Annotated in this window: 11 protein-coding genes and 1 pseudogene; 3 read left to right on the top strand and 9 right to left on the bottom strand. The window is 44.4% G+C overall.

Translation table 11 applies throughout. The features are described 5' to 3' along the window. The coding region (locus tag WG8_RS06740; protein WP_007429382.1) for an NAD(P)-dependent oxidoreductase at window positions 1-745 on the top strand (745 nt) is incomplete at its 5' end. A gap of 86 nt (window positions 746-831) precedes the next feature. On the opposite strand, the gene ppnP is transcribed toward WG8_RS06740, so the two are convergent. The 4 genes from ppnP to WG8_RS06720 all read right to left on the bottom strand — a co-directional run bounded on the left by ppnP (window position 832) and on the right by WG8_RS06720 (window position 5808). Further along, window positions 832-1146 carry a pyrimidine/purine nucleoside phosphorylase gene (gene ppnP, locus WG8_RS06735; RefSeq protein WP_007429381.1) on the bottom strand — a complete coding sequence of 105 codons (315 nt, stop codon included), beginning with the start codon at window positions 1144-1146 and terminating at the stop codon, window positions 832-834. A gap of 207 nt (window positions 1147-1353) precedes the next feature. Then, the gene (gene tkt, locus WG8_RS06730; protein ID WP_007429380.1) at window positions 1354-3399 is read right to left on the bottom strand and encodes a transketolase; all 2046 of its coding nucleotides are present in this window, start codon (window positions 3397-3399) and stop codon (window positions 1354-1356) included. Between the two features lie 359 nt (window positions 3400-3758). Next, on the bottom strand, window positions 3759-4658 hold the full coding sequence (gene purU, locus WG8_RS06725; protein WP_007429379.1) for a formyltetrahydrofolate deformylase: 900 nt from the start codon (window positions 4656-4658) through the stop codon (window positions 3759-3761). 22 nt (window positions 4659-4680) lie between these two features. Further along, window positions 4681-5808: a deoxyribonuclease IV gene (locus WG8_RS06720; protein WP_007429378.1), complete on the bottom strand. Its 1128-nt coding sequence runs from the start codon at window positions 5806-5808 to the stop codon at window positions 4681-4683. Window positions 5809-6015: 207 nt separating this feature from the next. On the opposite strand from WG8_RS06720, the gene WG8_RS06715 reads away from it, so the two are divergent. Continuing rightward, window positions 6016-6930, top strand: a complete 915-nt coding sequence (locus WG8_RS06715; protein ID WP_007429377.1) for a TIGR01777 family oxidoreductase — start codon at window positions 6016-6018, stop codon at window positions 6928-6930. A 189-nt stretch (window positions 6931-7119) separates the two neighbouring features. Here the strand turns inward: WG8_RS06715 and WG8_RS28100 are convergent. From WG8_RS28100 to WG8_RS06695, 4 genes and pseudogenes are all read right to left on the bottom strand, one after another. Next, window positions 7120-7344, bottom strand: a pseudogene (locus tag WG8_RS28100) (WXG100 family type VII secretion target); the annotation flags it as partial. A gap of 61 nt (window positions 7345-7405) precedes the next feature. Continuing rightward, window positions 7406-7759 (bottom strand): hypothetical protein, encoded by a 354-nt coding sequence (locus WG8_RS06705; RefSeq protein ID WP_007429375.1) that lies wholly within the window; start codon window positions 7757-7759, stop codon window positions 7406-7408. Next, window positions 7752-8951 (bottom strand): WXG100 family type VII secretion target, encoded by a 1200-nt coding sequence (locus tag WG8_RS28095; protein ID WP_007429374.1) that lies wholly within the window; start codon window positions 8949-8951, stop codon window positions 7752-7754. Before WG8_RS28095 ends, WG8_RS06705 begins: the two co-directional genes overlap by 8 nt. A 465-nt stretch (window positions 8952-9416) precedes the next feature. Continuing rightward, on the bottom strand, window positions 9417-10091 hold the full coding sequence (locus tag WG8_RS06695; protein ID WP_007429372.1) for a nitroreductase: 675 nt from the start codon (window positions 10089-10091) through the stop codon (window positions 9417-9419). A 208-nt stretch (window positions 10092-10299) separates the two neighbouring features. On the opposite strand from WG8_RS06695, the gene WG8_RS06690 reads away from it, so the two are divergent. Next, the gene (locus WG8_RS06690) at window positions 10300-10881 is read left to right on the top strand and encodes a TetR/AcrR family transcriptional regulator (RefSeq protein ID WP_043890848.1); all 582 of its coding nucleotides are present in this window, start codon (window positions 10300-10302) and stop codon (window positions 10879-10881) included. Between the two features lie 218 nt (window positions 10882-11099). Here WG8_RS06690 and WG8_RS06685 read toward each other — a convergent pair whose 3' ends face one another. After that, window positions 11100-12926, bottom strand: coding sequence for a DUF6382 domain-containing protein (locus tag WG8_RS06685; protein WP_007429371.1), 1827 nt, complete (start codon window positions 12924-12926; stop codon window positions 11100-11102). Between the last annotated feature and the right edge of the window lie 29 nt (window positions 12927-12955).

Below are 12955 nucleotides of genomic sequence, written 5' to 3'. Positions count from 1 at the left end.
TGAGGCGGCTGAAGGTCAGCAACTGGTCATTACCATGGTCAGCGATGATCACTCGATTCGTGACATCTATTACGGCGAGGACGGCGTATTTGCCGGTCTTACGTCTGGTGTAACCGTGATGGACAACAGCACGATTTCACCTGAGCTGGTCAAACAGCTGGCCGCTGAAGCGGACAAGCTGGGCTGCTCCTTCATTGATGCTCCCGTCACAGGTAGCAAGCCTGCCGCTGTTGACGGAACGCTCGTGTTCATGGTCGGCGGTGACGCGGAAGCCATCGCGGCACAGTCAGACGTTTTTGACACCTTGGGCAAAAAGGTACTTCATATGGGGCCTAATGGCAGCGGAGCTATAGCCAAGCTCGCTCATAATACGATGGTCGGCATTAACAACCTCGCTCTGGCTGAGGGTTTCGCTATCGCCGCCAAATCCGGCATTCCGGCAGACAGCTTCCTTGAGCTGGTTCAGCTCGGATCAGCAGGCAGCAAAGCTGCGGAACTGAAAGGACGCAAAATCATCGAGCATGATTTTAGCAACCAGTTCTCACTTGCCTTGATGCTCAAGGACTTGAAGCTTGCTTCCTCGCTGACCGATAGCCTGTCCATTCCGACACCTATGCTGGCCATTGCCAAAAGCCTGTTTCAAGCCGGGCAAACGCAAGGCTACGGTGACGAGGACTTGTCCGCTGTCGTGAAGACATATGAAGCATGGATTGGCCGCACCATTGGTGGCAAGCCTCTCGAATAAGCTGTCCTTTTCTTTGCAGTTATACGCTAGCTTAAAGGGTAAGCACACTTGGCTTGAAGTCGCGTGTGCTTACCCTTTTTAGCTGGTTATTCCGGGTAAGAGCAGCAATAATCAGTCACACTTCGTACTTCCAGTTTGAACGAAGACTGCGCAGGTACGTGGAATGTTGCCGTTCCCTGTATTTCCAGCCATTCTTCAGTGCCTGGAAGCAATACTTTCAGATCCCCTGCCAAAATTTCCATAATCTCACGGGAATCCGTGCCGAATTCGTATGTTCCCGGCAGCATAATCCCCAGTGTAACCTTACTGCCGTCACTCAAAATTACTGTACGGCTAGTGACCTTGCCGTCATAATATATATTTGCTTTTTTAACTACGCTGACTCCATCAAACTGTGACATTTTTTATCCCCTCATCTGCTTATCAATGGTTGAATGAACATTGTGCATCATAGCATAGATTTAATTCCAGCTTCAGTATGAAAATACACACTGCATCGGCGTATCCTGTACGCTGGATTTTAAAATTGTCTTGCAAAATCCCGGTTGTATGAAACAAACAGCCGTAAGACCTATCTCAGGTTACGACTGTTTGCTTTATATATTGTTTTATTTCAACAAAGCTTTCACACGGTCAACCACGTTCTCTACCGTAAAGCCATATTCCTTAATAACGCGGTCGCCAGGGGCAGACGCGCCAAATGTGCTGATACCGAGAATATCGCCTTGATCGCCGACATATTTTTCCCAGCCCATCGGGTGCGCCATTTCTACAGCCAGACGTGCTTTCACCTCAGGCAGCAGAACGGAATCTTTATATGCTTTGTCTTGTTTTTCGAACAGATCCCAGCTTGGGAAGCTGATAACACGTACTTGGATACCTTGCTCCGCCAGTGCTTCCTGTGCTTTAACAGCCAGTTGTACTTCGGAACCTGTAGCCAGAATTTGAGCAACCGGCTTACCGTCCTTCGCATCTGCAACGACATAAGCACCGCGTTTGATACCTTCACGTGCATGCTCAGCAGAAGCAGCCAGGATTGGCAGGTTTTGACGAGTCAACACCAGAGCAACCGGGTTTTTCTTGTTTTCTAGCGTGTAAGCCCAAGCAGCAGAAGTTTCATTGCCGTCTGCCGGACGAATGACCGTCAGATTCGGGATAATGCGCAGGGAAGCCAATTGTTCGATCGGCTCATGGGTAGGGCCATCTTCACCCACAGCAATACTGTCGTGAGTCAGAACATAGGTTACAGGCAATCCCATCAGAGCCGCCAGACGAACAGCCGGACGCAGATAATCCGTAAATACAAAGAATGTGCCGCCGAATACTTTTACGCCTTGGTGCAGCGCCATACCGTTCATTGCAGCAGCCATACCAAACTCACGGATACCGAAATAGATATTGCGGCCGGCATAGTCTTCTGGCGTAAAGTTCGTCAGATTGTTCAAGTGTGTCATCGTGGAGCTTTCCAGATCGGCAGATCCGCCTGTCAGGAATGGTACGTTTGGCGCCAGTCCGTTCAATGCATTACCAGAAGCTACGCGAGTCGAAACGGCTTTGTCTCCAGTCGAGTATTTCGGAAGATCACGATCCCATCCTTCTGGAAGTTCGCCATTAACAGCTGTTTCGAACTGGGCTGCCAAATCAGGGTGAGCCGCTTTGTATTTCGCGAATTGTTCATCCCATGCTTTGTTCGCCGCGATACCGCGTGCTTTTACTTTAGCAAAATGCTCGCGAACCTCTTGCGGTACATGGAAATCCTCTTCGTATACCCATTTGTAAAATTCTTTAGTCAGCTTGGCTTCTTCTGCACCCAGCGGGGAGCCGTGAGTACCGCCATGTCCGCCTTTACCTTGTTTGTTCGGGCTTCCGTAGCCGATAACTGTTTTCACTTCAATCAACGTAGGACGTGTGGAGTCCCCTTGCGCTTCTTCAATCGCTTTTTGGATCGCTGGAAGGTCATTTCCATCCTCTACACGCAGCACTTGCCAGTTGTAAGCTTCAAAGCGTTTGGCAACACTCTCGGAAGAAGACAGGTTCAGCTTGCCGTCCAGTGTAATATCATTGGAATCAAACAATACGATCAGCTTGCCCAATTGCAGACGTCCAGCCAGCGAAGCAGCCTCGTGGGAAATACCTTCCATCAGATCGCCATCGCCGCAAATCGCATACGTGAAGTGATCCACAACTTTAAATTCGTCTTTATTGTATGTTGCAGCCAGTTGAGCTTCAGCCATTGCCATACCTACGGACATGGCCAAGCCTTGTCCCAGAGGTCCTGTCGTAGCATCTACACCAGCGGTGTGTCCAAATTCAGGGTGACCTGGTGTAAGACTGCCCCATTGACGGAATTGCTTCAGTTCTTCCATAGGCAGATCATAGCCGCTCAGGTGCAGCAAGCTGTACAGCAGCATGGAGCCGTGTCCTGCGGACAGTACAAACCGGTCACGGTTAACCCATGTAGGATGGTCCGGATTATGATTCATGGTTTTAGCAAAAAGTTGGTAGCCCATTGGTGCGGAGCCCATTGGCATGCCAGGATGTCCCGAGTTTGCTTTCTCGATGGCATCAATTGCCAACGTACGAATAGTTGTGATGGACAAATTGTCGATCGTGGAGTTTTCATCCTTTTGAATCGCTTGATTCTGGTCAGTCATGGTTTGCCTCCTCATATTGTTAAAAAGTATGTCAATTGCTTTCGGTCATGCTCTCCAATACCACCGTTCAATATGTAAACAGCGCCTCATGGAGTGAGTGAATCTGCTTGAATGTTTCAATATGACTTATACATTCTTAAGTATTGTACCATTTGCCGTGAAGGTTTGCCAGATCGTTTATAGAGATGGTTGTCAAAATGTAACACAGAGTCCTCATATCAATATACCCGTTATGTATTAACCTCATTTAAAAAATGATAAAATCACGAAAAAAAACACAAAAAAAACAAAGCCCGTCATATCGACGGACTTTATTTTATAAAAAGGGTATATACAAAAATTTATTATAGATTTCAAGATTAGTTAAAAACGACCGTTTTGTTCTCATGCACCAGAATTCGATCCTCCACATGCCACTTCACGGCTCTTGCCAAAACGACCCGCTCAATCGTGCGGCCAATTCGTTTCAGCTCATTTACATCATCTCCGTGGCTCACCCGCTGCACATCCTGCTCAATGATCGGGCCGCCGTCCAGTTCCTCAGTTACATAATGCGCGGTAGCGCCAATAATTTTCACCCCGCGATTATACGCTTGGGCATATGGCTTGCCTCCCACGAATGCAGGCAGAAAGGAATGATGAATATTGATAATCCGATTGCGGTAATGCTCAATAAACTTGGGCGAAATAATCTGCATATACCGGGCCAAAATGATAACATCGATGTCGTCACCAATGACCTCCAGTTGACGGCGCTCCGCCTCCGGCTTGGTATCGGGTGTTACCGGAATATGATGATACGGGATGCCAAAAGATTCAACATACTCCTTCATATCCAGATGATTACTAACTACCATTGCAATATCTGCGTCCAGATCCCCGGCCTGCCATTGCCACAGCAGCTCTACCAAACAATGATCCTCTTTGGAAACGAAAATAGCCAGTTTTTTCTTGCGGCTGACCGCAGAAATCGTCCACTCCATACGGAATTGCTCAGCAACAGCCACAAAGTCCTGCTCCAGCTGCGGCTGGGCTGCACTCAAATTCGGCAGGTCAAATTCAACTCGCATAAAAAACATACCGCCGGACGGGTCCATTGTATATTGGTCAGATTGGACGATATTGGCCCCATGCTCGTACAAAAAGCGGGACACCGCCGCTACAATACCTGGCCCATCAGGACAGGATACGAGCATACGCGCGCGGTTTTCATGTGCAGATAAAGTGCTGTTTGGATGATGTTTTACGTGACGTTCCATGTGGCTACTAATCCCCCTTAGCTTATACTGTTACTGGCAAATGACTGCCAGCAAACCAGGCAATCAGCCGTTGATTAATGTGTTCTTCGCTCAGCTCTGGAAACAGTGCTGCTTCCGTGATCATGTCGTACAGACGCTCCAGCGGCTCACGTGGATCGGCTTTTCTTGCTTTGGCATCATTTTTCAGCAGAGTCCAGGTGTCCAGCACAAATTTCCGTACATCCACATCCTGCTTTTTGAAGAACGAATGCAATTGCTCGACCTGACCCAAAAATTCATCTCCAAAGCGCTCCTTCACATTTCCGCGAAGCAAAGCAATTTCAACCTCATACATCGGACGCTGAGTTTTAGCTTCCTTTCCGATCCATGGCGTTTCCAAAATAAATGGACGCCCTTGAAGCGCTTCATGATGCACCACATGATGAATGGTCTGATAGCCGATCCAGCCCGACCCAATCGGCGTATGGCGGTCTTTACGAGCGCCGACCGGGTTTTTACTGTCATTGATGTGAACCACTGCAATGCGATTCAAGCCAACAACACGGTCAAATTGCTCCAAAACACCATCCAGATCGTTCACGATATCATAGCCCGCATCATGAATGTGGCAGGTGTCCATACAAACTGTAAGACGCTCGTTGTGCTCTACTTTATCTATAATAGAGGCAATCTCCTCGAAGCTGCGTCCCATTTCGGTGCCTTTACCCGCCATCGTTTCAAGCGCAATGTTAACATCTGTCTCCTTGACACCGTTCAGTACCTCGTTCAGACCATCAGCAATACGCCCGATTCCGTACTCTGCATCTTTATCGGTAAAAGCACCCGGATGCAGCACAATATTTTTCACACCAATCGCGTGTGTGCGGCGAATTTCCTCCTGAAGAAAGCTGACCGCCAGCTCATAGGTATTTTCTTTGTAGGAACCGAGATTAATGATATACGGGGCATGCACCACGATATCCTCCATCCCTTTTTCGGTCATTAACTGCTTACCTTCTTCCAAATACATGGATTCCATCGGCTTACGACGCGTGTTTTGCGGTGCCCCCGTATATATCATAAACGAGCTGGACCCGTAAGAAGACGCTTCTTTTGTAGCACTGAGCAGACCCTTGTCCGAGAAGGACACATGAGAACCAATTTTCAGCATGATCCTGATTCATCCCCTTATCCTTATTTCCTGTTATGCTTGTCTTAATTTAATTTAATCATTTTAACGTGATTATTGAAATCAAACAACATGGCTTTTATGGCATCCCGATCGGATGTGCTTATTCGAATGAATTTTTTTTTCTTGAAAAGGGTTATATTCTATAACATATATATTTATTTGCGAATCGGAAGGAGAACTGGCTCCATGAACATCATCGTATGCGGAGGTACTGGATTGGTAGGGAGGGCGCTGGTCAAAAGCCTGCTGGGCGACGGATACACTGTGAAGGTCATTACACGCAAGCCGCTGGTAGGACACGAATCAAGTCCCCGCTTGCAATACATGAGCTGGAATGAATTGAAACAAAGGCCTGAATTACTGGAAGGTACAGATGTGGTCATTAATTTGGCAGGCGAAACGCTCAATCAGCGCTGGACGGACAAGTCCAAACAAAGAATTCTTCAATCCCGACTGTTGTCCGTTACCAAACTGGCTCAAGCACTGAATGCGCTGCAAAAAAAACCGGAGGTCATCATTCAGGCTTCGGCAGTTGCCGCATATGGTACTTCCTTGACCGAAACGTTCGATGAAACGAGCCCGCGTCGTTCGGAAGATTTTCTTTCTCAAGTGGTCGAGCAGTGGGAAGAGGCCGCTGGCGCCTATCCATCCGATTCCCGTTTAATCAAGCTGCGTATTAGCCTCGTGCTGGATAGAAAAAAAGGGGCTTTTCCACTGATGAAATTGCCCTACAGATTCGGGTTCGGCGGCAGAATAGGCAGCGGTCATCAATGGATGAGCTGGATTCATATTGAGGATATCGTTCGTCTGATCACGTACTGCATCCATACGAAGGAAATCGTCGGGGCAGTGAACGCATCATCACCATACCCAGTGACGAACGATCAGTTTGGGAAAACTGTGGCTCAAGTATACCACCGTCCGCATTGGTTTCCCGTTCCAGGCATTCTCGTTCAAAAGCTGCTCGGTGAGATGAGCACCCTTGTATTGGATGGCCAAAAAGTACTCCCGCGCAAAGCGCTGGAGCACGGATTTAAGTTTAACTATCCTTCGCTGAAGGAAGCGCTGGAGGAACTCCATTCTCCTCATAAGCAGCGCTAAAATGAAAAGAGGAACTCTATGTGGCGGCATCTCACCAGCTCAGAGTTCCTTTTTTAGATAATCTATTTTCATTTTAGCCTATCCCTTCAGCTATCCTCTCAACTATTTCCTTATCAAAATCATCTAGTTCAGCCATTAAAAGATCATATTGTTTTATAGATTCAGAGGTGTTCAATACTCGAAGTACAGCAATACTGAACTAACTCCTCCAAATAATCCCGCTAACCCGATCATATTAGCCCAATGTTCCTTGGACCAGGCATTTGTAGGGAATGTAGCATCTCTGATCGTTCCATGCACACCAAAAGTCCAGAAGTTAAAAAAATCATTTGCTGAATCAAACTGCTTGGATGCTCGCTCCGCATATCCTTGATACAGAACTTTCGGAATACCAAATGTCCAATAGTCTAGAAATCCTCCCAATTTATGCGAAAAAGCTCGCCCCCATTCTATAACAAGGAGCAAGCTTCGCGAACTAATTGGCTTCTGAATCTTCATTCCATAATTTATCAAACTCTTCGTCCGTCAATCCATCCTTTTTTGTATGAGGAGTGTAATAATGTCCGTTAGGATCAATAAAATATTTAACCTGTGCCTCTGCATCAGAGATCACAATGGTATACTCATCATCTGCTTCGAATATGGTCGGGATGATACTCACCATTACAAGCCAAACAGGAAGATTGGAATCGTCAAACTGATTATAAAATTTTGCAGTGCGTTCTTTTGTACTATCTATAGTTCCAGAAAGGTTATATTTTTCCTTGTAGTCTTCAGCTATTTGCATAGCTTGTTCTGCTGTAAGATGTTTATTTATCTTTTCATTCATTATTTTCAAAACCTTTCCAGCCGGGTGGAGGCCATTCCCCGTTCCTTAATTTATAGATATACTTTTGTGAAAAGAGAATTTCCCCATCATTAAATAACACTTTATTTTTCATAATTTCATTATAAACGAATTCTTCTCTCTCAAGAGTGCTTTGTTGTAAATAGTTATCCTTCCCTAGCTCCTTCCACTGCTTGGCATGATAGGACTCATGAATTGCGCTCAAATTTGTCGGTTCTTTTCTCAGAACTATTTCTCCTGTAGCTGGATTAAAACCAGCCGCAGCATTTTCAGGCAGAATTTTATCTTTCTTATCAATCAAAACCTTTATATCTATTGCACCCATTTCTTTTTTAAACGACTTCATTTCACTTATATCCATAATTCTGTGTCCAGTGGATGTTAACCTTCTCTGACCACTTACAGGCATCTCTTCCCATGATTTCAAATCCAGATCATGGCCTTTGGGAAATAGTCTAACCTCACCGTTAAATTTTATTGTATTACCAATTCCAAGTTTAGGCTTGATTACTGAACTGACTCCTCCAAATAATCCTGCTGTACCGATCATATTAGCCCAGTGTTCCTTTGACCAGGCATTGTTGGGATTAAATGCTCCCTGAATCATGCCCGTTACTCCAAATGTACCGAAATTGAGCATGTCATTCCATGATTCATTTTGTTTAGCTGCCCGTTCCACGTACCCTTGATACATTCCTTTCGGAATACCATACGTCATGTAATCTAGGAAACTCCAGACTGAATCGAATTTCTTCTCATAGCGTACCGAATTAGCGGCTACAAAATCCTGTCCCAACTCTGTTAAGCTATATATTGATTTCTGAAACGCATTTCGTGTATCTGGAGCAGGAACAGCACATGCATTAGGTGGAGGTGGTAAACAACTTGCGTCAATGTTACCTGCTTCCATCAGATCAGCTAATCTGAATTTGTCTGCATGGTGACGCAACTCCCTCGAAATAGAATCTGTCAGGGTAACAAAGTCAGTCATATTCTTCTGAGAGACTTGAAATTGACTATAAAATTGTTGTTTGGTTGTACCGTCCCATGATTGCTGCATAAAAGAAATTTGCTGCATCAATTGACTATTCATCTGAATCGCCGTTTTCTGTGCAAGCTCAAATTGCTTGGAGACGGTTATAAGTTGTTCAGGAGTCACTCTAATCGTTGTCATAATTTACCTCGGTTCAAGTTCGTTATGACATGATAGCATTATTCAAATTTATGGAAAACATCCTTATCTCCTAATTGTTATGAGAAGGATTAACCTTTCTACCTATGTCTAAAGGCTTAAACCCTCTCCAACTCAGCAATACATCTAGCAATCTTTTCCATACAAACTAAAAAGGCCAGACAGAATATCCCATCTAACCTCTTGATAATACTTAGCTACACTAAACCCACGTACACACTGGCTGCCGCAGACGAAGCCAAGCAGCCTTCAAATGATTCTCCTCCTATCGTTAACATTTTATCTACTCCTCCACCGTCTTCTGTTCACCAGTCAAAGGTACAATGTGTCCCTGTGTAATAAATTCTTTTCTATCAATTGACATGGGCAAGGAGAGCACTACCACTCTCCACAAATTCACAAATTAAAAGGACGTTACCCGGATGGATTACGTCCTCTCTCGTTAGATTAGTCGTGAAAGGTCACATTAGATTCGATTGGGTCACGGCCTATGCGAAAACTGTTTGCTCTAGCTTCTTTATCTGGATAACCAAAGGAAATTCCAAACAATAACTTCATGTCATCGGATACACCCAATACTTGGCGTACCGCGTCAGCGTTCATGCCCAATACTGTCTGAGGGATACTACTAATCCCGCGCGCAGCCAGTGACAGAAGGAACGACTGGGCATACATGCCAATATCAGATGCGACACGCACATTATCTCCAAAGGAAGGCATGAATAGGAACGCAACATGCGGTGCACCGTAAAATTCAAAATTACGTAACACTGTTTTAAAACGGCCTTCATGATCCTCACGAGCTATGCCCACTGCCTCATAGTATGTTTTGGCTTGTTCTTTTTGTCGTTCAGAATAACGACCATAGTATTCTTTCATATCAAAAGTAAAATCACTTACGAATGTCCCTTTTTCAAATGCCGGTATCAAGGCCCTGCTAAGTTCCTCTTTCTTTGCGCCTGAAACGATATGAACATCCCAAGGCTGCGTATTGCAATTTGATGGGGTATACTGAGCGTCCTCGAGAATCTCACGAAGCACCTCATCTTCAACTGGTGTAGAAAGAAATTGACGTATAGACTGCCGACTGCGTATAACTTCTTGAAAAGAATAATCAACCAACCTAAACCTCTCCTTTTTTAATAAAATTAGTAAAGATTATTAAAACGACATTCGTTGTTTAGCAACATATTTTATTTAAACAACAAATATTGTATAGTTGATGTTAAAATAGAATCCACTTATTCTCAATCATCAGCTTTGGTGTTTTATTGCTTAAACAACAAACCAATTTAAATGTTGCTTATGTTATAGAAAAGAGAGGGATAATATGGATGATATGAAAGTAGATCCACGTATTAAACGGACAAAAAAATTATTAATAGAATCTTTTATAAAAATAGGTCAAAAAAAGGATTTCAAAAACATTACAATAAAGGATATTACGGAGGAAGCAACTGTTAATCGTGCCACTTTTTATTCTCATTTTATTGACAAATACGATTTAGTAGATGTGGTCTTTACAGAAGATATATTAGAGCGCATTGTAAAAAATTTGAATCATCACGATTTAAATGAAGAGACTATTGTGAAAATCTTTTTAACATTAACTGAGTTTCATACAGAAAAATCCACAGAATTAAGCTTACAATGTAGAAGAAGCATTGAATCATTTAGTTCAATACTTGAACAAAAAGTAAAAAAAGAACTGGAAAAATTATTTTATTCTTTACTTTTAAAACAACAACCTGAGTTGGACTCGGAAGCCTTAAAAATTGGTGCTGCTATGTTGAGTTGGGGAATTTACGGAGCGTCTGTAGATTGGCAAAATAATAGTTCTCTTTCAGCAGAGCAATATATAAAAAAAGCCTTACCTTTTATGGTGACAGAAATAAATAATTTAAAAGGATGACTACGATCGCTTCTTTTTCAAATTCCAAAACACTAGGATCTGTTATGGATTGAAAAAAGCAAAAACCTAGGAGATAAATACAGCGAAAAGAAGACATCTTCCCCAAAGGGTTGATGTCTTCTTTTGGAGGGAGCAACCTCACAAAACGAGATTCACCACTTTTTTAATAGCTTCATACATTAAACGGGCTTCTTTTTCTACTATGCACACATAATAAACTACCCTTCACCTAAGGAAGCGCTGGAAGATTTAAAAGAGTCCAGCCGATAAGTATAGGATACACCAGCAATTTTAAAAGTGTCTCCCTCATTCAGGATGTACTCCTTGTATGGCACCATCGGCTCACCGTTCAAGATAGTTCCGTTCGTCGAGGACAAATCCTTGACGATGTGGCCTTGCCCTCCTGCATCTATACAAAGCTCAATATGAGAGCGGGATGTTCCTTCCGTATGTTCTACAAATTGAACCAATTGTGGCTCTCTTCCGATGAAGAAGCTGCCTGCAACAAATTGGTCCGATTGCAATTGGATGCGCTCGGTCGCTCCACTTCCCGGTGTCTTGCGCTCTAGACAGGCAATCGGTGATTGCTGAACGTGTGGAACATGTGTCTCTTGATCCGCACGAAGCAACACCGTTTCTTGCCTGGATGTAGCATGTAGCAGCTCCGTTATACCAGACAACGACTTATAATATGCCTCACTGGTATCACTGACCTCCAAATCATTCCTCCGATCCGCACCTATCCCCTGCGACTCGTGCAAGTTGTGACGTTCGGAAGCTGCACTTCTTTCTCCCGCATCCCGGCTACCCATATGTTCAGACTCCGGGTCAGGAAAAGACCATCGCCAGCTCTCTTGTCCTTGATCACTTGGATTGGAAGAACGTTTATCCTTATTCTGACGTCCTGCTATGAATCCGGTTAGCTTATCAACCTGATAACGATCATTTTTCCGCTGAGCAGGTGAAGCAGCTCCTAACCATTCCGAATCCAGCACAGGGACTGAATCAGTGTAGATATGAGGCGAAGCGCCCTTGCGCCCCCATTTTCCCGTCCAGCTTATATAAGCGACCACAGCAAGTACCACCGTCAGCACAACGGAAATGATCAACGGTACGGTCTCAGAATGATCCAGATAAACGTAGCGCCACACGATAGCCGAAGCGAGAAGACAGCCTAAAGCAATGTACGTTCTATACTTCTGCAACGCAGGCTCCGTTTCATCTATTTCTACATCTACCTCATCATTCTCCTGTGGTTTCACGGGCGGCTTGAGTGGCTTGATCCGTTTAAGCTCCTGTATTTCCTGCAATGTCTCCCGATTCTCTTGCCCATACACTCCACCACGTTCTGAATGATGGCGCAATGAGGACAGTTCATCACGCTTTCCTTGAGGCATATTTGGGATAAAGGCATTCCTATTATTATGACTTTCTTCTATCTCTTCACCTTGTGGGCTAACGCTCTTTGCACTAGCCGCCATCCCTTGCAAAAGCAGCTCCTTCAACGATCGTAATTCAAACTCATTTCTATCACATAGCTCAAGTATGCGCTGCATATTTTCTCCCTGAAAGTGAGCCACACGAGTCATCAAACGAATAATCATCTGCTTAAATTGACTACCTGCTTGTCCTTCATACAATACAGCCTGTAAAGGAACATAGGTTAAACTGGCAGCTTTTCTTGAACCTGAACATTCAATAAAAATATAATCCTCATGCAAAATAAACTGCCTTATATCAAGCATATATTGAGGGCTGCGATGTAGGGCATCTGCCACTTCAAAAAGAATCCGATAAAACTCAGAAGTCGAAATTCCCCCGCCCTTCCATACCTGGGAAAGCATGCGTTGACCTGAAATATCGTAGTGCAACTCAACCTGAAAATCGACTTCCTTTATTCTTAGTTCCAGAAGACCGGGAATCCGATTGCCAGTCATCATTCCGGTTTGCACGGAGTTTAAATCATCAGTCTTGAGTCCGCCTTCCTTGTTCAAAATCATAAATGTCCCGCTGTTCCGGGCAAAATCCCTGCTTAAACCAAACAATTCATGACCTCCTTAGCATATTCCCGATC

The sequence above is a fragment of the Paenibacillus sp. Aloe-11 genome, from assembly GCF_000245715.1.
Taxonomy (GTDB): Bacteria; Bacillota; Bacilli; order Paenibacillales; family Paenibacillaceae; genus Paenibacillus; species Paenibacillus kribbensis.
The sequence above is the reverse complement of the archived record's forward strand: the minus strand, read 5'-3'. Positions and strand labels throughout refer to the sequence as shown.